General features: G+C 67.4%; 11 protein-coding genes and 1 riboswitch. Of the genes, 8 read left to right on the plus strand and 3 right to left on the minus strand.

Annotation, left to right across the window (positions count from 1 at the left end):
• Positions 1-89: 89 nt before the first annotated feature.
• The 8 genes from ACFWZ3_RS04495 (at position 90) to ACFWZ3_RS04530 (ending at position 16,129) form a co-directional block, all read left to right on the plus strand.
• Entirely contained in the window at positions 90-2,168 is a 2,079-nt protein-coding gene (locus ACFWZ3_RS04495) for a site-specific DNA-methyltransferase (protein WP_439706583.1), read from the plus strand.
• Positions 2,165-5,113, plus strand: coding sequence for a DEAD/DEAH box helicase family protein (locus tag ACFWZ3_RS04500; protein WP_439706584.1), 2,949 nt, complete (start codon positions 2,165-2,167; stop codon positions 5,111-5,113). Before ACFWZ3_RS04495 ends, ACFWZ3_RS04500 begins: the two co-directional genes overlap by 4 nt.
• Before the next feature lie 793 nt (positions 5,114-5,906).
• The gene (locus tag ACFWZ3_RS04505; protein WP_439706585.1) at positions 5,907-6,689 is read left to right on the plus strand and encodes a copper homeostasis protein CutC; all 783 of its coding nucleotides are present in this window, start codon (positions 5,907-5,909) and stop codon (positions 6,687-6,689) included.
• A complete protein-coding gene (locus tag ACFWZ3_RS04510) occupies positions 6,686-9,361 on the plus strand; it encodes a beta-mannosidase (RefSeq protein WP_439706586.1) in 2,676 nt (891 codons plus the stop codon). Before ACFWZ3_RS04505 ends, ACFWZ3_RS04510 begins: the two co-directional genes overlap by 4 nt.
• A complete protein-coding gene (locus ACFWZ3_RS04515) occupies positions 9,358-10,785 on the plus strand; it encodes a glycoside hydrolase family 125 protein (RefSeq protein WP_439706587.1) in 1,428 nt (475 codons plus the stop codon). The genes ACFWZ3_RS04510 and ACFWZ3_RS04515 overlap by 4 nt, the downstream gene beginning before the upstream one ends.
• A 64-nt stretch (positions 10,786-10,849) precedes the next feature.
• The gene (locus tag ACFWZ3_RS04520; protein WP_439706588.1) at positions 10,850-13,285 is read left to right on the plus strand and encodes a GH92 family glycosyl hydrolase; all 2,436 of its coding nucleotides are present in this window, start codon (positions 10,850-10,852) and stop codon (positions 13,283-13,285) included.
• 650 nt (positions 13,286-13,935) lie between these two features.
• The gene (locus tag ACFWZ3_RS04525; RefSeq protein ID WP_439706589.1) at positions 13,936-15,597 is read left to right on the plus strand and encodes an APC family permease; all 1,662 of its coding nucleotides are present in this window, start codon (positions 13,936-13,938) and stop codon (positions 15,595-15,597) included.
• Positions 15,598-15,889: 292 nt separating this feature from the next.
• Entirely contained in the window at positions 15,890-16,129 is a 240-nt protein-coding gene (locus ACFWZ3_RS04530) for a DUF6582 domain-containing protein (protein ID WP_439706590.1), read from the plus strand.
• A gap of 9 nt (positions 16,130-16,138) precedes the next feature.
• On the opposite strand, the gene ACFWZ3_RS04535 is transcribed toward ACFWZ3_RS04530, so the two are convergent.
• Genes ACFWZ3_RS04535 through metX form a run of 3 tightly spaced genes read right to left on the minus strand, consistent with a single transcriptional unit; the run spans position 16,139 to position 19,432 of the window.
• A complete protein-coding gene (locus ACFWZ3_RS04535) occupies positions 16,139-17,218 on the minus strand; it encodes a homoserine dehydrogenase (RefSeq protein ID WP_439706591.1) in 1,080 nt (359 codons plus the stop codon).
• Positions 17,215-18,402, minus strand: a complete 1,188-nt coding sequence (gene metB / locus ACFWZ3_RS04540) for a cystathionine gamma-synthase (protein ID WP_439706592.1) — start codon at positions 18,400-18,402, stop codon at positions 17,215-17,217. The genes ACFWZ3_RS04535 and metB overlap by 4 nt, the downstream gene beginning before the upstream one ends.
• Positions 18,403-18,421: 19 nt before the next feature.
• Positions 18,422-19,432: a homoserine O-succinyltransferase MetX gene (metX, locus tag ACFWZ3_RS04545; protein ID WP_439706593.1), complete on the minus strand. Its 1,011-nt coding sequence runs from the start codon at positions 19,430-19,432 to the stop codon at positions 18,422-18,424.
• An 80-nt stretch (positions 19,433-19,512) separates the two neighbouring features.
• A riboswitch (SAM riboswitch) is annotated at positions 19,513-19,627 on the minus strand.
• Positions 19,628-19,998 lie beyond the last annotated feature (371 nt).

Below are 19,998 nucleotides of genomic sequence, written 5' to 3' on the forward strand. Positions count from 1 at the left end.
TCGCCGCCCGCGTCAGGCATGAAAGTTATGCTTTCTAATGATTGAAAGTTTTGTTTTCATTGACGGCCATACCGTTGCAAGCCGTCGCCATGCCCAAGTCCCTCCTCGAACAGCTCCCCGAAATCGTCGCCCGCGGGCGCCAGCAGGCGGAGAAGATCCTGGAGAGCCTGGAGGGGCGCCACCGCGTCGGCCTACAGACGCGCGAATGGGTCCTGCCCTCGAAGGACAGCCGCGATACGGACTGGATCGCCGCCGCCACCAGACAGGCGCACCTGAAGGCGGAAGACGGTATTGATTGGACCAATCGGCTGGTCTACGGCGACAACTTACTCGCGATGGCTGCACTGCTGGCAGGCGACGAGAACACGCCAAATCTGCGCGGCAAAATCGATCTGATCTATATCGACCCTCCATTCGATTCCAAAGCTGACTACCGCACCAAAGTCGCGCTCCCAGGAATCGAATTGGAACAGCGACCAACGGTAATTGAGCAGTTCGCTTATTCAGACACTTGGTCGGATGGCACAACATCGTATTTAGCAATGATCACGCCTAGGTTGATCCTGATGCGTGAACTGCTCAGCGAAGCAGGTTCGATTTACGTCCACCTGGATTGGCATGTAAGCCATTACGTCAAGCTCGTTATGGACGAAGTTTTCGGCAGAGCTAACTTCGTCAACGAGATTATCTGGAAGCGCCAAACAGCCAAGGGGGACATCACTCAAGGTGCCACCCACATGGGCCGCATCCATGACTGCATCTTCCTTTATGGAAAGTCCGATAGCCGTATCTGGAACCCCGTTTTTACGCCTTACGACCAGAAATACGTCGACGACTTCTACCGCCATGAGGACGCAGACGGGCGCCGATATCAGCTCAGCGACACGAGCGCGCCCGGCGGCGCCTCCAAGGGAAACCCGTACTACGAGTTCCTTGGCATCACTCGCTACTGGCGATTTTCCGAAAAGCGCATGCGAGAGCTGTACGAACAGGGCAGGATCGTCCAAACCAAGCCAGGAACAGTGCCCCGCCAAAAGCGCTACTTGGACGAAATGCCGGGCGTACCTTTGCAGGACCTGTGGACGGACGTTCAGCCAATTCAATCCCAAGCTAACGAGTTCGTTGACTACGGCACGCAAAAACCTGAAGCCCTGCTTGAGCGCATAATCAAGGCCTCCTCCAGCACTACATCGATAGTTGCCGACTTCAATGGGGGTTCCGGCACCACCGCAGCCGTTGCCGAAAAGCTCGGGCGCCGCTGGATCACCACGGACTTGGGCAAACCCGCCTGCATGATCATGCGCAAGCGCCTGATCGACCAAGGCGCAAAGCCGTTCCTCTACCAGGCCATCGGCGACTACCAGGTCGAAGCCGCCAAGAGCGCCATGGGCCGCAGCTTCCGCGTGGGTGACCTTTCCGCGATCGTGATGTCGCTCTACGGCGCCTTGCCGCTACCGGCCGAGGAGAACCCACTGCGCAACCTCGGCGCGGTCAACTTCGCAGGCAAGAAAACGCTGGTTCTGGTGGATTCGCCCAACAAGCTCACCGGTGATGCCACCCTGCGCAAGGCCATCGCCCAGCGCGACAACCTGATGGGCGGCTGGGACCGCGTCGTGGTGCTGGGCTGGAACTTCGAGCCCTCGATCGGCCAGAGCATCACCGCGCTCAACGACGATCGCCTGGAAGTGCTGGTCATTCCACCGGATCTGCTCGACCGGCTGAAGAAGAAGGGCGGCATCGAAAGACTGCGCGGCCAGGTGCGCTTCTCCAGCCTGCAATACCTCACGGTCAAGCCGATCCGGCGCCTGCCGCTGGATGGCGAGGAGCAATTGGTTGTCACGCTGGACAACTATGTGTTGCTGTCTCCCGAGGCGATCAATCTCGATGACGACAATCGCCAGAAGCTGGTGCGCGTGATGAACGCCGAGCCGCTGGCGCTGATCGAGTACTGGGCGGTTGACCCGGACTATGACGGCCAGGTGTTCCGCTCGGTGTGGCAGGACTACCGCGGCAACACCTCCAACGACGACGATCCGCTGCGGGTGGTCACCGAGGCCCGCTTCGCGGTGCCGCGCAGCCAGGGTGCTCGACGGGTCTGCGTGCGCGCGGTCGACGTGTTTGGCTTCGAGGCCGAAGTGGTGCAGGTGGTGCCGGAGCCGAAGGCATGAATGCTCCCGCCGAGCAGCCGCTCGCCCTCGCCGCTGCCCTCACCCGCCGCACCGACCAGCTCTGCGTCGGGCTGGAACAGGGCATCGCCGACCTCTACGAACTGGTGACGCCGGTGACTGCCGAACTGCTGCGCTGGTGGTTCGGTGAGGAGGCGTGCCAGACGCGCAGGTTCAACTTCCACCCGGGCCAACGCCAGGCGATCCTCAACCTGATCGTCGCGCACGAGGTGCTGGCCAGTCCCGATCTGGTCGACCTGTACCGGCAGGTATGCGAGGCCGCCCTGCTGGAAGGCACGCGCCTGGCCGACCTGGCGCAGGCGAAAAACGTCCACCCGAAGTACTGCCTGAAGATGGCGACCGGCACCGGCAAGACCTGGGTGCTGCAGGCGTTGCTGATCTGGCAGTTGCTGAACAAGACGGCGGCGCTGGACGAAGGTTGCGACGATCCGCGCTTCACCCGCCGCTTCCTGATCGTGGCGCCGGGCCTGATCGTCTACGAGCGCCTGCTGGACGCCTTCCTGGGGAAGGAGCGCGAGGACAAGAGCCGCGACTTCGCCAGTTCCGACGTGGCCAGCTACGCCGACTTGTTCGCGCCACCGGCGTATCGCGAGCGCATCGCGCAGTTCGTGCGCGGCAACGTCTGTACCAAGACCGAGATCGGCCTGAAGGCGACCGGCAACGGCATGATCGCCATCACCAACTGGCACCTGCTGAGTGACGCGGGCGACGAGATCGAGGAGGAGCAGGAAGCGGAATGGATCGACGCCCCTGGCATGGTGGCCGACGCATCGTCGGTGGCCTACGCCGTGTTGCCGCTCGCGCCCGCGCGTGCTGCCGGCAACAGTCTGGAGACCCTCGACCGGCGTTGGGCGCGCGGCAACGTGCTGGCTTACCTGGCCGACCTGCCAGACCTGATGGTGTTCAACGACGAGGCGCATCATATCCACGAGCTCAAGTCGGGCGGCGAAACCACCGAAGTGGAGTGGCAGAAGAGCCTGTCGATCATTGCCGAGGGCAAGGGCCGGCGCTTCGTGCAGGTGGATTTCTCCGCCACGCCATACAACGACGTGGGCAGCGGCAGGCGCAAGGCCAAGGTCTACTTCCCGCACATCGTGGTGGACTTCGACCTTAAGGCGGCCATGCGCCTGGGCTTGGTCAAGTCATTGGTGCTGGACAAGCGCCGCGAGCTCGGCGCGCTGCCGCTGGAATTCAAGGCCGAGCGCGACGAGGCGGGCAATCCGATTTTGTCGGAGGGCCAGCGCGTGATGTTGCGCGCGGGGCTGCAGAAACTGCGCAAGCTGGAAGCGGACTTCGCGCGTCTGGCCCCCACGCGCCACCCGAAGATGCTGGTGGTATGCGAGGACACCAAGGTCACCCCGCTGGTCGCCGAATTCCTGCAGGACGAAGGCCTGCTCGCGGACGATGTGCTCACCGTCGACTCCGGCAAGAAGGCCGAACTGGGCGAAAAGGACTGGGCGCCCTTGCGCCAGCGCCTGTTCGACGTGGACCGACACGCCCAGCCGCGGGTCATCGTCAGCGTGCTGATGCTGCGGGAAGGCTTCGACGTCAACAACATCTGCGTGATCGTGCCCTTGCGCTCCAGCCAGGCGCAGATCCTGCTGGAGCAGACGATCGGCCGCGGCCTGCGCCTGATGTGGCGCGATCCGGAATATGCCGACATCAAGCGCGAGAATCGGGAGCGGATCAACCGTGGCGAGGAGCCCGGCTCCCTGATCGACATCCTCTCGATCGTCGAGCACCCGGCCTTCCAGAGCTTCTACGACGAGCTGATGCGCGAAGGTCTGGTCGGTGCAACGGGTGATGACGACGAAGGCAGCAGCATCGGCGACCTGATGCCGGTAGAGCTGCGCGAGGACTACGAGCGTTACGACTTCGCCATCCCGTTCATCCTGCGCGAGGCGGACGAGAGTCTGGACCACCAACCCATCGACGTGCAGACACTGTTGCCCTTCAGCGGCATGAGCCGCGCGAAGCTGGCCGATCTGCTGGGCAGGGGCGACACCTTCACTTCGCAGGATCTTCAAAGCAACACCCTGTTCGGCGATTACCGGGTTGATGGTGCGGCCATGAACGTGAGCGGCTACAACGAACTGCTCTCGCGCCTCACGCGCCGCGTAAGCCAGGCTCTGAGCCAGCCACTGCCGCGCGGGAACAGGATCAGCCCGCGATTGGAGCGACCATACCTGCAGGTGCACACAGCTGCCCTGGCCACGGCGCTGGACGAATACATCCGCGAGCGGCTGTTCGACGAGCCCTTCGAGCCGTTCGATGACGAGGGCTGGCGCCTGCTGCTGTTGCAGCCGGTGATCGAGCACGTGGTGCGGATTTTCGGGTTGGCGCTGTCGCAGACCGAGCAGCGCGCGCTGGTCGGCGAGACCGAGGTCCGCCATCGCAACCTGTCCGAAGTACCCAGGCTGATGGTGCGCGAAAGCGCCTCGCTGGAAGTGGCCAAGAGCATCTACACGCGCCTGCCCTATCCCTCCCGAAGCGGTGGCCTGGAACGGGCCTTCATCGAATGGGCACAGGCTGACGCGAGCGTGGAGGCCTTCTGCAAGATCAGCGAGAACCGCCACGATTTCGCCCGGCTGCGCTATATCAAGGAGGACGGGCTGGCGGCGTTCTACATCCCCGACTTTTTCGTGCGGACGGCCGAGGGCATCTACTTGGTCGAGACCAAGGCGCAGCAGCAGGTGATCCACGCCAACGTGCAGCGCAAGCTGAAGGCCGCGGTGACCTGGTGCGAACGGATCAACGCGCTGCCCCCGGAACTGCGCAGCGACCGCCCGTGGCGCTACGCGCTGCTGGGGGAATCGATCTTCCACGACTGGCGCCAGAAGGGCGCCCATCTTGCCGAACTCCTGCAGTTCTCGCGTGCCCGACCGGCAGCCGCCGCCAGTGCGCAGGCAGGCCTGCAGCTCGGCTGAGCTATCCGCCCAAAGCTGCGAAGGGCGCGATGCTCGTTGGCTAGACAGTGCGATCAGTGGGTCGGGGCATATACCCTGACCCTTCCTTGTGCCTTTGACCTATCGTTTCGTGGCCATCAAAGCACCAGTCCGCCCCCCTTGGGAGCGAGCACCTTGCTGCGGTTCGCAGATGCCCCCGCACATCCACGGCTGATCGGGATGCGCCTTCAGGCACGCTTTGTAGATGATGATGCAGGGATCGGAGGACTCCGCCCTCGCTGCCTGGCTCAGGCTGGCGGTTGCGGCGAACAGAACCGTGGCTGCCGCCATAAGAAACATCTGACGCATGCGTTTACTCCCTTCACTCATGGTCCCCTGCGCGCGGCAACCTAGGGACGGGACCGTCAGGGGGAGATGAGCATTGCGGACACGCAGTCAATCGCGGCGCCTCCTTCCGCTGCGATCCGGCCTGCTGGACGACAATGCGTCCGCGCAACGCGCGCGGTGTGACAGCCGACACACCATGCCGGCTTGCTTGCGAGGGCTTCCAATCTCGCCGTTCATAGTCCTGAGAAACGCGCTTGGCGACGTGCGGATGGCGGTCGCGTTCACGTGCGCACCCAGATTGGGGATCGCCGCGCTCCATCCAACCGGCATTACTGCAATGCCGCATGCAAGCGCTTGCGGCCGATGCTACCTTGCCATATAGATCGATCTAAACGGCAGGCAATCGTGGAACATCTGCACCCGTCCCCAAGCGCATCCGCTTGCGCCACGCGCGTTGCGACCGTCGCCATTTACGGGGCGTGACCTGATGCCCGGACCCGCTGCCGCCCTGCTCGAAGTCGCCGCCAATTCGGTCGCCTCCGCGCTGGCTGCGCAGGACGGTGGCGCGGGGCGGGTGGAGTTGTGCGCCGCGCTGGAGTTGGGGGGCGTCACGCCTTCCTACGCCGAGATTGCCACCGCGCGTGACCGGCTGACGATTCCGCTGTACGTATTGATCCGTCCGCGCGCGGGCGACTTCCTCTACAACGACTTCGAGTGCGAGGTGATGCTGCGTGACATCGAGGTCTGCGCGTCGCTGGGGTGCGACGGCGTGGTGCTTGGCGCGCTGGATGCCGAAGGACGGATCGACCAGGCGCGTTGCCGGGCGCTGATCGGTGCCGCCGGCCCGCTGGGCGTCACGTTCCATCGCGCCTTCGACATGGCTGCCGATCAGGCGCAGGCACTGGAGGCGGTGGTCGGGCTGGGGTGCGAGCGCGTGCTCAGTTCGGGCGCGCGGGCGAATGCGGTCGAGGGCGCGCCGGCTTTGCGCGCATTGGTGGAACAGGCGGCCGGGCGGGTGGTGGTGATGCCCGGCGCGGGCGTCCATGCGGACAACATCGCGGCGCTGGCCCGGGCGACGGGTGCGCGCGAGTTCCATGCTTCGGCGAAACGTGCGTTGCCCTCGGGCATGCGCCATCGGCAAGCGGAGCCGGGCGACATGGTGGCGGGCGAGTGGCGAAGCGACGCTGCGGAAGTCCGCGCGATGGTGTCGGTGCTGCAAGACCTGGCCGAACGCGAAATGCCGACCGCGACCTGGCACGGGGCATCATGACGATTCCGGCCCCGCCGACCCGAGCGCGCCGCATCCCCAGCCTGGCCGGCCTGGCCGGCCTCGCAGGTGCGCTGCTGCTGTTGGCGGGTCCGGGTTGGGCGGCACCGGCGACGCAGGTTCTCGACCAGGGTTGGCAGGTCCGGCTTGCACCGGGCGATGCCCACGAGGCGGAGCACCCGCAAGCGGCCCGCTGGCTCGCCGCCACGGTCCCGGGCACGGTGCAAACCGACTTGATGGCGGCGGGGCTCGCCGCCGATCCGTTGGTAGGACGCAACGAGGGGACGATCCAGTGGATCGGCCTGTCCGACTGGGTCTATCGCACTCATTTCGACGTGGACCAGGCCACGCTCGCGCGCCGGCACGTCGAGCTGGTGTTCGACGGCCTGGACACTTTCGCTGAGGTCTACCTCAACGGACACAAGCTACTCAGTGCGGACAACATGTTCCGGCGCTGGGCGGCTTACGCGAAACCTTGGTTGCACGTGGGCGGCAACACGCTGGAAGTGCGGCTGTTCTCGCCCATCAAGCGCCTGCAGCCCTGGCTCAAGCGGCAGCCGTACGCGTTGCCGGGCGAGTTCGACTCGGCCTTTGGCGACGAGCCCAAGGGCCTGCAGACGGCCAACTACGTGCGCAAGGCCGCCTACCAGTACGGCTGGGACTGGGGTCCGCGCATCGTGACCGAAGGCATCTGGCAGCCAGTGCATCTGGACAGCTGGGATGGGCTGCGCGTGGCCGGTCTCCATGTCGCGCAGAAACACCTGGATGCGCAAGCCGCGCAGTTGGACGTGCAGCTGGATGTCGACACGGACAGCGACGCTTCGTTGCCCGCGGAAATACGCGTGTATGGGCCGCACGGCCAGCCGGTTGCCCGGCGGCTCGCGGATGTAGAAGTGGCTGCTGGGCATCACCGCGTGGGCGTGCCGGTAACGCTTGCCCACCCGAAGCGGTGGTACCCGGCCGGGTATGGCGCGCAGGACCTGTACACGGTCCGGGTGCGCCTTGGTGACAGCGACAGGCCGCTTTACGAAGGTTCGCGCCAGATCGGCCTGCGCACCGTCGAGGTTCGGCGCGAGAAGGACCCCTGGGGCCGCAGCTTCGCGTTCGTCGTCAACGGCATCCCGATCTTCGCCAAGGGTGCCAACCTGATTCCGTTCGACAGCTTCCCCACCCGCGTGGATGAGGCGCGCATGCGCCAGACGCTTGAGTCGGCGCGCGCGGCAAACATGAACATGCTGCGCGTCTGGGGCGGCGGCTACTACCTGCCCGACGCCTTCTATGCGATGGCCGACCGTATGGGCCTGATGATCTGGCAGGACTTCATGTTCGGTGGCGCGATCCCGCCGCGGGACGCCGCCTTCGTAGCGAACGTCCGCCAGGAGGCGGTCGAGCAGGTCGAGCGCCTGTCCAACCATCCGTCGATCGTGCTCTGGTGCGGCAACAACGAAGTCCAGAGCAGTTGGTTGTCCTGGGGCGACCGCAAGGCGCTGCAGCGATCGTTGGCAGCAGAGGAAAACGAACGCATCAAGCAGGGCATGCGCGACCTGTTCGGCGAGGTGCTGCGTGAGGTGGTCGTGCAGAACGATCCGGACGTGCCCTACTGGCCGAGTTCGCCCAGCCGGGGCGGCGATGGCTTCGCCAACAGCCTGGACGATGGCGATTACCACTACTGGGACGTCTGGTCGGGCGAGGCCAAACCCGCCACCGCCTATCTGGACATCACGCCGCGCTTCCAGTCCGAGTACGGCCTGCAGTCGTTCCCTGACCTGCGCACGATCCGCGCGTTCGCCGGCACGGAACCGTTGCAGGTGGATTCGCCGGTGCTGCGCGCGCACCAGAAGTTCGACGGCGGCAACGGCAACCGGCGCCTGCTCGATTACGTGCGGCGGGAGTACGGCGAGCCGAAGGACTTTTCCGCGCTCGTGTACCTGAGCCAGGTGATGCAGGCCGATGGCATCGCGCTCGCGGCCGAACACCTGCGCGCCTCGCGGCCCCGATCGATGGGCTCGCTGTACTGGCAGCTCAACGACCTGTGGCCGGGCGTGACCTGGTCGAGCATCGATGCGTACGGCCGGTGGAAGGCGCTGCAGTTCCGTGCCCGGCGCTTCTACGCGCCGCTGCTGGTGGCGGCGTTGCGTCATCAGGGCACGACCACCGTATCGCTGGTCTCCGACCGCACGACCCCGCTTGCCGCGCACTGGCGGCTGCGCCTGATGGACTTCGCCGGCCACGTGCGGCGCGAGGAAAACCACGACGTGACACTGGCTCCGCTGGCCAGCACGCAGGTCGCCCATTACACCGATGCGCAATTGCTCGATGGCGCCGATCCACGCACTACGTTCGCCGCCTTCGAACTGATCGCAGACGGCAAGCCCGTCTCGCGCAACCTGGTGTTCTTCGCGCTGCCGAAGGACCTGCGCCTTCCGCAGCCACACGTCCATGCGCAACTCGCGCCTGCGACCAGGGGGCACACGCTGACGCTCACCACCGATGCGCTGGCGCGCGACGTGTGGGTGTCTTTCGGCGATCTCGATGTCGGCCTGTCGGACAACGGCTTCGACCTGCTGCCGGGCGAGCCCGTCACGCTGGATGTCGAGAGCAAGGCTTCGGCCGAGGCGCTCCGGCAAGCCCTGCAGGTGCAGGACCTTGCGCATACCATGGGAACTGCGCCATGACCACCCGCCGCGACTTCCTCAAACTGCTCGGTACGACGGCAGCCGCCGGCGCCATTGGCAACGTCGCCATGGCCCGCACGCCCGGCTTTGCCAGCAAGCGCCCGCCGCCGGGCAAGCGCCGCTTTACCAGCGACGTGGTGGAGCGCGAGCTGGCGCGCGTGCAGGGCCGCATCGGCGATCCCAAGCTCGCCTGGATGTTTGGCAACTGCTACCCGAACACGCTCGACACGACGGTCGAACTGGGCACGCTGGAGGGCAAGCCGGACACCTTCGTGATCACCGGCGACATCGAGGCGATGTGGCTGCGCGACTCCTCCGCGCAGGTTGCGCCCTACCTGCCGCTGGCGAAGCAGGACCGCGCGCTGCAGCGGCTGTTCCATGGGCTGATCCGGCGCCAGGCGCGCTGCATACGGCTGGATCCCTACGCCAACGCGTTCATGCCCGATCCGCACGCCCAGCCGCTGTCGTGGGCGCGCAGCGACCAAACCGACATGAAGCCCGGCGTCGGCGAGCGCAAATGGGAGATCGATTCGCTGTGCTGGCCGATCCGCCTGGCGCACGGCTACTGGCAGGCGACCGGCGACACCACGCCCTTCGACGATGACTGGCGCGCGGCCATGCACCGGGTCGTGCAAACCTTCCGCGAGCAGCAACGCAGGCATGGCCGTGGCCCGTACCACTTCCAGCGCACCAGCGACCGCCCCACCGAGACGCTGGCGCTGGAGGGCTACGGCAACCCGACGCGCCCCAACGGCATGATCCACTCGATGTTCCGGCCGTCCGACGACGCGTGCCTGTATCCACTGTTCGTGCCGGCCAACCTGTTCGCAGTGGCCTCCCTGCGCCAACTCGCCACGATGAGCCGCGCCATCCACCAGGACGCGGGCTTTGCCGGCGACTGCACGGCGCTGGCCGACGACGTGGCCAAGGCCATCGAACGCGACGGCCGCGTGCCCGATGCCGACGGCGACTATTGGGCTTACGAGATCGACGGCTACGGCAACCGCCTGTTCATGGACGACGCCAACGCGCCGAGCCTGCTCAGCCTGCCTTACCTCGGTTGCTGCGCGACCGACGATCCGCTCTACCGTCGCACCCGCGCGCGCGCCTGGAGCGAACAGAACCCGTATTTCTTCCGCGGCACGGCCGCCGAAGGCATCGGCGGCCCGCACGAGGGCCTGCGCATGATCTGGCCGATGGCGATCACCATGCGCGCGCTGACCAGCAACGATCCGGCCGAGATCCGCCAGTGCCTGCGCTGGTTGCGCGACACCGATGCGGGCACCGGCTTCATGCACGAGGCATTCGACCAGGACGACCCGACGCACTTCACGCGCGCGTGGTTCGCCTGGGCCAACAGCCTGTTTGGCGAGCTGATCGTCAAGCTTGCCGACACCCGACCCGCCCTGCTGCGCAACCCGTGAACCCATTTTCCACCCCAAGGCCGGCATCCGTGTTGCCGCCCACCGACCCACAGGAGAACTCGACATGGTGACCCGCAGACGCTTCCTGCAAGGCATGGGCGCCCTGACTGCACTGGGCGGCGCCGGCACGCTGCCGGGTTTTGCGATGAGCCGGCTAGGCGCCGGCCGTTCATCGATGGGCGCGGGCGAAGGCGTCTCGCGCTTCGTGGATGTGTTCGTCGGCACCGGCGGCCATGGCCACACCTTCCCCGGCGCCACCCTGCCCTACGGCATGGTGCAACTGAGCCCCGACACCAACGACGCCGGCTGGGATGCCTGTTCGGGCTACCACCAGCGCGACGGGTCGATCATGGGCTTCTCGCACACGCATCTCTCGGGCACCGGGGCCAGCGACATGCTGGACGTGCTGGTGATGCCGGCGCAAGGGCCGGTGCTGCTGCAGCCGGGCGAGCGGGGGCTGCCGGACAAGAACTACCAGTCGCATTTCGACGAAGCGGCGTTCGCGAGCACGCGTTTGCCGCCCGACGTGGTCGGCCAGCCCGGCCATGGCTACCGCTCGCGCTACGACGGCGAGCAGGCGCAGCCCGGCTACTACCGCGTGCACCTGACCGACCACGACATCCTGGCCGAGCTGACCGCGACCTTGCGCGCCGGCCTGCATCGCTACACGTTCCACGGCGAGGGCGACGGCCACCTGCTGGTCGACCTGGCGCACGGCTTCCACGACGATCCCGACGTGCCGGCCAAGGTCAGCGACGCGACCCTGAAACTCGTTGGCGACGACCTGCTGGTCGGCAGCCGGCGCGTGCACCAGTGGGCGAACGGGCGCTACATGTATTTCGCCATGAAGCTCTCGCGCCCGGTCGCCCGCGCCACGCTCTACGTCGAGGACGCGCCACTGCCGACCGGCTCGCGCCAGGCGCAGGGCAAGCACCTGAAGGCCGCGCTGCATTTCAGCGACGTGGCGCGCGAGCCGCTGCTGGTCAAGGTCGGCATCTCGGCCGTCGACATCGACGGCGCGCGGCGCAACCTCGACGCCGAAGTGCCCGGCTGGGACTTCGAGGGCGCGCGGCAGCAGGCCTGCGACACGTGGGAGCGCGAGCTGTCGCGGATCCGCATCGACAGCCCGTCCGAGCCGTTCAAGCGCACCTTCTACAGCGCGCTTTACCACACCATGCTGGCGCCTACGCTGTTCAGCGATGTGGACGGCCGCTACCGCGGCATGGACCTCTGGGTGCATACGCTGCCCAAGGGCCAGCACAACTACAGCACTTACTCGCTGTGGGACACCTACCGCACGCTGCATCCGCTGCTCACGCTGTTCCAGAGCGAGCGCGTGCCCGACCTGGTCAACGGCCTGGTGCGCATGACCGCGGAAAGTCCGGACGGGCCGCCGGTGTGGCCGCTGCAGGGGGTGGAAACCGGCACCATGATCGGTTACCACTCGATCGTGGTGATCGCCGAGGCGCACGCCAAGGGCTTCACCGGCATCGACTACGCCAAGGCCTGGCCGCTTTTCCGCAAGCGCGCGATGGACGATGACTACCGCGGCCTGCCGGACTACCGCAAGCTGGGCTACATCCCGGCCGACAAGGAGTGGGAGTCGGTCAGCAAGACGCTCGAGTACAGCTACGACGACTGGGCGATGGCGCACCTGGCCGAGGCCGTCGGCGCGCACGACGACGCGAAGCACCTGCGCGAACGCTCGCGCAACTACCGCAACGTGTTCGACAAGAAGCTCACCTTCGTGCGCCCGCGCGGCAGCGACGGCAAGTGGCTGCAACCGTTCGACCCTCGCGCGATGGGCCATGGCGCCAAGTGGCGCGACTTCACCGAGTCCAACGCCTGGGAAGCGACCTTCCTCAACCAGCACGACCTGTACGGCTACATGCCGCTGTTCGGTGGCGAGCAGGCGTTCGAGCGCAAGCTCGACGAATTGTTCGAGACCAGCTCGGCGCTGCCCGGCGACGCGCCGCCGGATATCGCCGGCATGGTCGGCCAGTACGCGCACGGCAACGAGCCCAGCCACCACGTGGCCTACCTCTATGCCTACACCGGCGCGCACCACAAGACGCAGGCGCGCGTGCGCATGCTGCTGGAAAAGATGTACCGGCCCGAACCCGACGGGCTGGCGGGCAACGAAGACTGCGGACAGACCAGCGCTTGGTACGTGATGGGGGCGCTCGGGCTGTACCCGGTCGATCCGGTGAGCACGAACTACGTGTTCGGCAGTCCGCTGCTCGACCAGGCCGAGGTGATGCTCGCTGGCGACAAGAAGCTGGTGGTGCGCACGCAGGGGAACGGGCCAGACAAGCCGTACATCCAGTCGGTGCGCTTCAACGGCAAGCCGTGGACCAAGAGCTGGGTCAGCCATGCGGAACTGGCGGCCGGCGGAACGCTGGAGTTCGAGATGGGCGCGACGCCGAACCTGAAGTTCGGTGCGGCGCCCGCGGACCGGCCGCCGTCGTTCGGCCAGGCGGCACCGGCGGGCAAGGTTTAACTCCGGATGCGGGCCAAAGCAGGTGTCATGACCCCGGTACCCCTGCCCTCGGCACGAACGGGAGAATGTAGCCCTCTCGCGGCGGGACCTCTCGCGGCGGAAATGGGTAGAGGCTTACCTCGTTTCCCCAAAGCGAATCCTTCCCCCGCGACTGCGGGGAAGGTGCCGACAGGCGGATGGGGGCGCTCTTGGGCTAGATCGACGGGTAAGTCTTTCGCAAGACTTCCCCCCATCCGCCCTTCGGGCACCTCCCCCGCAAGCGGGAGAAGGATCCGCTTTGGCAGCGATCAGCGGGGATGCTCGCTGATGACAGGAAGCTGGTACCGAATCCCTCCCCCGCGACTGCGGGGGAAGGTGCCGACAGGCGGATGGGGGCGCTCTTGGACCAGATCCACGGGCAGGTCTTTCGCAAGACTTCCCCCATCCGCCCTTCGGGCACCTTCCCCCGCGTGCGGGGGAAGGATCCGCTTTGGTGGAAGGCCTCCTACAGCACGAGGCACCCGCTCCCCGGGGAGAGCGTCGCACTCATCCCAACCAGACATCCGGACGTCCGCGGGCCCAGGTAGCCGCCATCGCAGGTGACACGCCCGGCCCACTTTGCGACCATCACCGTTTTGGCGCTCAGCGCCTGACAGACACAGGGGCCCTCGATGGCGAACCAGACTTCCATCCGGCGTGACGTCGGTCCTCTCGCACTCATGTTCACCGGCCTGGGCTCGATCATCGGCTCGGGCTGGCTGTTCGGTGCGTGGAACGCGGCCAAGCTGGCCGGTCCCGGCGCGATCTGGGCCTGGGTGCTCGGTGCGGCGATCATCCTGTCGATTGCGCTGACCTATGCCGAACTGGGCGCGATGTTCCCCGAGTCCGGCGGCATGGTGCGCTACGGCCACTACTCGCACGGCTCGCTGGTCGGCTTCATCGCCGCGTGGGCCAACTGGATCGCGATCGTCTCGGTGATCCCGGTCGAGGCCGAGGCCTCGGTGCAGTACATGGCCGGCTGGAAATGGCAGTGGGCACAGGATCTCTACCACGCGGTGCCCGGTGCCCACGGCGAGCTCAGCACGCTGGGCGTGGGCATCGCCGCGGTGCTGGTCATCGTGTACTTCCTGCTCAACTACTGGAGCGTCAAGCTCTTCGCCAAGTCGAACAGCCTGATCACGCTGATCAAGCTGATCATTCCGGCGGCCACCGGCGTGGCGCTGATCGCCAGCGGCTTCCACGGCGAGAACCTCGAAGTGGGCGCGGCGGGTGGCAGCCACGCGAACGATTTCGCGGCGATCCTCACTGCCGTGGCCACCGCCGGCATCGTGTTCAGCTTCAACGGCTTCCAGAGCCCGGTGAATCTGGCCGGCGAAGCGCACAACCCGGGCCGCAGCATTCCGTTCGCGATCATCGGCGCGATTGCGCTGGCGACCGTGGTCTACGTGCTGCTGCAGATCGCCTACCTTGGCGCGGTGCCGCCGGATCTGCTGGCGCAGGCCGGCTGGAAGGGCATCAACTTCAGCTCGCCGTTCGCCGAGCTGGCGGTGCTGGTCAACCTCAACTGGCTGGCGATCCTGCTCTACGCCGACGCCTTCGTCAGCCCCAGCGGCACCGGCATGACCTACACCGCCACCACCGCCCGCATGATCTACGGCATGGAGCGCAACGGTACGCTGCCGCGCATCTTCGGCAGCATCGACCCGAAGTCGGGCGTGCCGCGCCCGGCCATGTGGCTGAACCTGGTGGTGTCGTTCCTGTTCCTGTTCTTCTTCCGCGGCTGGGATTCGCTGGCCGCGGTGATCTCGGTGGCGACGATCATCTCCTACCTGACCGGCCCGGTCAGCGTGATGACCTTGCGCCGCACCGCGCCGGAACTGCATCGCCCGTTCAAGCTGGCCGGCCTGCCCATCATCGCCGGTATCGCCTTCATCATGTCCGCCGAGCTGCTGTACTGGGCGAAGTGGCCGTTGACCGGTGAAATCATCCTGCTGATGGTGGTCGCGCTGCCCGTGTACTTCTATTACACGGCCAAGCACGGCTGGCACGAATTCGGCCGGCACCTGAAGGGGGCGTGGTGGCTGATCGCGTACCTGATCACGCTGGCGGCCGTGTCGCGCATCGGCAGCGCGAAATTCGGCGGCCTGGACTACATCCCCTATGGCTACGACCTCGCCGTGGTCGGGGTGATCGGCCTGGTGTTCTACCTGTGGGGCGTGGCGTCGGGCTGGCGCACGCCGGCCATCGAGGCCGAGCGCGAGCAGGCGGCGCAGCATCCGGATGCGCTGCAGATCCCGCCGGATGAGGAAACGGCTGAGCGAATCACCCACTGATTCTCCACGTGGGACAGGCAACAAACGCGCGGCCTTCGAGCCGCGCGTTTTTGTTTGTGTGGGCGGAAAACACGTTGTGGAATCTGAGGCGGGTGCTTCGACTTCGGCTACGTCTACGCTCAGCACGAACGGGGTTCTTGCGCGCGGCTAGCCTTCTCCCGCCGGCACTCTCACCACACCGTTCGCCCTGAGCGTAGTGCGCAGCGCCGAAGTCGAAGGGCCGCCAGCGCACACGCAGGAGTCACGTTCCGCGGCCGAAGCTCGAGCGGTTCAGTACCCGACGGAGAACGTCATGACAGAGCTCGACAGCAACGAACGGGATCACATGTCCAAAGCCGAGTTCGCCTTTCCCAAGGAGCGCAAGGAACCGCTGGAAGATGCCAGCCACGTGCGCAACGCGATCGCGCGCTTCGACCAGGTCAAGGGAGTGACCGACGACGAGCGCGACGAGGCATGGGAGCGGATCAAGGCGGCGGCGAAGAAGTTCGATGTCGACGTCAGCGAGGACAGCTGGCGCGAGCTGGGCAAGTAGCAAGCTTCCTCAGGCACCCGCACGCAGCGCCAGCACGTCCCCCAGCAAGGCCTGTGCCGTGACCTCCGGCCCGGCCCCCGGCCCCTGGATCACCAGCGGCTGGGTGTTGTAGCGGGTGGTGGTGAGGGCGAACTGGTTGTCGGTGCCGTACAGCCGCGCGGACGGATGCGTGGGTGGCACCTCGACCAGCCCGACACGCGCACGGCCGCGCTGGTTGAGGCGGGCCAGAAAGCGCAGCACGTTCCCGCGTGCGGCCGCCTGCGCGTGGCGCTCGGCCAGTGCCGCGTCGAGTTCGGGCAGGTGATCCAGGAACGTTGCGGCGTCCACTTCGCGCAGGGCGGGCGGCACCAGGCTTTCCACTTCCACCTCGTCGCTCCCCAGCGAGAAGCCGGCATGGCGGGCGAGGATCAAGAGCTTCCGCACGACGTCCTCGCCGGACAGGTCCGAGCGGGGATCCGGTTCGGTGTAGCCAAGCGCACGCGCCTGGGCGAGCAGCGCGGAGAACGGCAGGCTGCCGTCGTATTGATTGAACAGGTAGGAGAGCGAGCCTGAGAACACACCCTCCAGCGTGAGCAGGCTGTCGCCACAACTGCGCAGACGGCGCAGCGTGGAGAGCACCGGCAGCCCGGCGCCCACGGTGGCCGCGTCGCCATAGCGCGCGCCGCTCGCAAGCGCCGCCTGCAGTGCCCGCCAGCCGGCCAGCTCGCCGCCGGCCAATGCCTTGTTCGCGGTGACCACGTGGTAGCCCTGCGCCAACCAGGTCGCGTGCCGCGCGGCCAGCGCGGCGCTGGCCGTGGCGTCGATGATGACCCTGGCCGCCGCGTCGCTGGCGTCCAGGGCAGCGAACAGCGCAGCGTCGTCGCGAGGGTCGCCCTCGTGACGCAGCTGCTCGCGCAGGCTGCGCTGCGCCAGCCGCCGCGGATCGGTCTGCTGCCGCCGGGAGTTGGCCGCACCGACCAGCCGCAGCGGCGCCGCCGCCGCCGGCGTGTTGAGCAGCTTGAGCAGCGCGCCGCCGACTACGCCGGTGCCCAGCAGCACCACGGCGATGGGGGACCCGGGCTGCGGACAGTCGGCCAGCACCGCGCTCATGCACCCACCCGGCGTTTGGACAGCTGGGCGGCCGCCGCCCGGTCGAGCGCGCGGGAAAGGTCGAGCAGCAGGTCGTCGCCATCCTCGATGCCGACCGACACGCGCAGCAGCGTGTCGGCGATGCCAGCGTTGCGGCGCGCCTCCGGCGCCATCGCGGCGTGAGTCATGGAAGCCGGATGCGCGATCAGGCTTTCCACGCCACCCAGCGACTCGGCCAGCGAGAAGAAGCCGAGTCCGTCGACGAAGGCCCCAACGTTCGCCTGGTCGCCGGCCAGCTCGAAGCTCAGCATGGCGCCAAAGCCCTGCTGCTGGCGCGCGGCCAGCGCATGGCCCACATGACCCGGCAGGCCGGGGTAATACACCGCGCTCACCGCCGGATGCAGCGCCAGGTACTCGGCGATGCGCAGTGCGTTCTCCTGGTGCTGGCGCAGCCGCACGGCCAGCGTACGCAGGCCGCGCAGGGTGAGGAAGCTGTCGAACGGCGCGCCGGTCAGCCCCAGGCAGTTGCCCCACCACTTGAGCTTCTCGGCCACCGCCGCGTCGCGCGCGACTACCGCGCCGCCGACCACGTCACTGTGGCCATTGATGTACTTGGTGGTCGAGTGCACCACCACGTCCGCGCCCAGCGCGAGCGGCTGCTGCAGGGCCGGCGAGAGGAAGGTGTTGTCCACCACCAGCAGCGCGCCGACCGCATGCGCGGCCTGCGCCACGTGGCGGATGTCGGTGATGCGCAGCAGCGGATTGGACGGGGTTTCCACCCACACCAGCGCCGGCTTGCGCGCCAGGCCGTCGGCCAGTGCGGCGCGGTCGGTGAGGTCGGCGAAGACCAGCTCGAAGCGGCCCTTCCTCGCCCATGCGTCGAGCAGTCGCCAGGTACCGCCGTAGCAATCGTGCGCCGCGAGCACCAGGCCGCCGGGCGGCACTAGTTCCAGCGCCAGCGCCACCGCCGCCATGCCGCTGGCGGTGACCACTGTGCCCGCGCCCAGCTCCAGTTCGGCCAGCGCATTGCCCAGCAGGTCGCGCGTGGGGTTGCCGCTGCGCGAGTAGTCGTACGGCCGCTTGCCGCCCAGTCCGTCGAAGCTGTAGTTGGTCGACAGGTGCAAGGGCGGCACGATCGCGCCGTGCTGCGTGTCCGTCTCGATGCCGGCGCGCACGGCGCGGGTACAGGGGGCCGATTCGCTCATGGGGATGCTCCGTGGGGTGTCAGGCCAGCGCGGCGCGCAGCAGCGGCGCGAGCTGGTGGGTTTCCTTGAGGAAGCCGTCGTGCCCGTAGGGCGTCTGCAGGACTTCCAGCGTGGTGGGGCCATGCAGGCGCCGCTGCAGCTCGCACAGGTCGGCCAGCGGCACCAGCAGGTCGGAGGCGAAGCCGACCAGCGTGGCGGGCGTGGGGATGCGCTCGGGCGTGACGTCGTGCAGGTCGATCGACTCGGACAGAGCGAGGAAACGCTCGGCGTCGAAGCGCTCGACGAAGCGGCGGCCCTGGTGCTCCAGGTAATCCTCCACCGGCAGGCGGAAGCGGCCGTCGCGGAACTCGGGCGCGCCGGCGAACCGGCGGCCAAACTCCTCGCGGCCGCGATAGGTGGTGACCGCGAGCTGGCGCGCCAGGCCGAGCGCCTCGTCGACCTGGCCGCTGGCCAGCCCGAGCCGCACGATGCCGCGCTGCACGCTGCGCTGGGCCGAGGCCAGCGGATGCGGGCGATGTGCGCCGGCCAACACGACCAGTCGGTCCAGCGCGCGCGGATGGCGTGCGGCAAAGGCGAGCGCGACCATGGCGCCGTACGACGCACCGACGAAGGCATGCGCGCGATGGATGCCGAGCGCCTCCAGCAGCGCGGCCAGCGCGTCGGCCTGGTCTTCGCTGGAAACCGCCTCGACGCCCAGCTCGGTCGGCGCCAGCCAGTCGATCGCCAGCACGCGGTAATGGTCCAGGTCGATGGCGGCGCCCGCGTCGACCAGCGCTTGCCACCAGCCCACCGCGCCGTCGGAGGTGGCCACGTCGCGGCTGGCGGAAATGCCGCCCTGGACGATCACGGTCGGCGCATCGGCCGCGCCGCACCAGAGGTAGCGCACGTCGACTTCGCGCGCGCCATGGCCGTACTTCGGGGAAAGCGTCAGCCGGCGGGTGCTGCGCTGGGCGGTGAGGCCACCCATGCGGGCGTCCACGCGCGGCGTTACGGCGGCGGATACGGGCAGGGGCAGCGGCTGGGCGGTCATGCGGTTCTCCGTGGGCATCGCCCGCGGGAACCGGAAAGGTCGCCACCCGTCACCGACGGTCTGACGTCAGTGACGAATCACGCCCATCTCTCGGCGGCGACCAGCGCCCCGCAGGAATTGGCACCGTCGCGGGAACGCTTCCCGCAGGTTGCCCCGGCATCAAAGGGCCTATCCCTCCGCCGGTCTCGATGAGTGGGGCGCAGTGTGGGACTGACGCGCATTCATGTCAATAGACGTTTAGACGTCTGGATGTCCTTATGCCGATAGTCGCCACGATTTGCTCCCTCTCCCCTGCGGGGAGAGGGCTGGGGTGAGGGGCCACTCCTGCAGTAGCCCAGCTACAGAGCGACAAACGAGAACACCCTCAACGCACGAACAAGCCTTCCCGCGAGCCCAGGGCCCCCCCCCCCCCCCGGGGGCGGGGGGGGGGGGGGGGGGGGGGGGGGGCCCCCCCCCCCCCGGGGCTCGCCGGACGCTTTCCGCCGAAACGCCTTTAGTGCGCCTTCCCACGCGCCTGCGCAAGCACCGCGATCAACTCGCGTACCAGCTTGCGCTGCGCTTCGGGC

Source organism: Frateuria sp. GZRR35, from assembly GCF_051900415.1.
In the GTDB taxonomy this organism is placed as follows: domain Bacteria; phylum Pseudomonadota; class Gammaproteobacteria; order Xanthomonadales; family Rhodanobacteraceae; genus Frateuria_A.

What these genes read in the sequence shown, in the direction of transcription:
- ACFWZ3_RS04495 (WP_439706583.1), top strand. Translation starts at nt 90, where the DNA reads ATGCCCAAGTCCCTCCTCGAACAGCTCCCCGAAATCGTCGCCCGCGGG.
- ACFWZ3_RS04500 (WP_439706584.1), top strand. Translation starts at nt 2,165, where the DNA reads ATGAATGCTCCCGCCGAGCAGCCGCTCGCCCTCGCCGCTGCCCTCACC.
- ACFWZ3_RS04505 (WP_439706585.1), top strand. Translation starts at nt 5,907, where the DNA reads ATGCCCGGACCCGCTGCCGCCCTGCTCGAAGTCGCCGCCAATTCGGTC.
- ACFWZ3_RS04510 (WP_439706586.1), top strand. Translation starts at nt 6,686, where the DNA reads ATGACGATTCCGGCCCCGCCGACCCGAGCGCGCCGCATCCCCAGCCTG.
- ACFWZ3_RS04515 (WP_439706587.1), top strand. Translation starts at nt 9,358, where the DNA reads ATGACCACCCGCCGCGACTTCCTCAAACTGCTCGGTACGACGGCAGCC.
- ACFWZ3_RS04520 (WP_439706588.1), top strand. Translation starts at nt 10,850, where the DNA reads ATGGTGACCCGCAGACGCTTCCTGCAAGGCATGGGCGCCCTGACTGCA.
- ACFWZ3_RS04525 (WP_439706589.1), top strand. Translation starts at nt 13,936, where the DNA reads ATGGCGAACCAGACTTCCATCCGGCGTGACGTCGGTCCTCTCGCACTC.
- ACFWZ3_RS04530 (WP_439706590.1), top strand. Translation starts at nt 15,890, where the DNA reads ATGACAGAGCTCGACAGCAACGAACGGGATCACATGTCCAAAGCCGAG.
- ACFWZ3_RS04535 (WP_439706591.1), bottom strand. Translation starts at nt 17,218, where the DNA reads ATGAGCGCGGTGCTGGCCGACTGTCCGCAGCCCGGGTCCCCCATCGCC.
- metB (WP_439706592.1), bottom strand. Translation starts at nt 18,402, where the DNA reads ATGAGCGAATCGGCCCCCTGTACCCGCGCCGTGCGCGCCGGCATCGAG.
- metX (WP_439706593.1), bottom strand. Translation starts at nt 19,432, where the DNA reads ATGACCGCCCAGCCGCTGCCCCTGCCCGTATCCGCCGCCGTAACGCCG.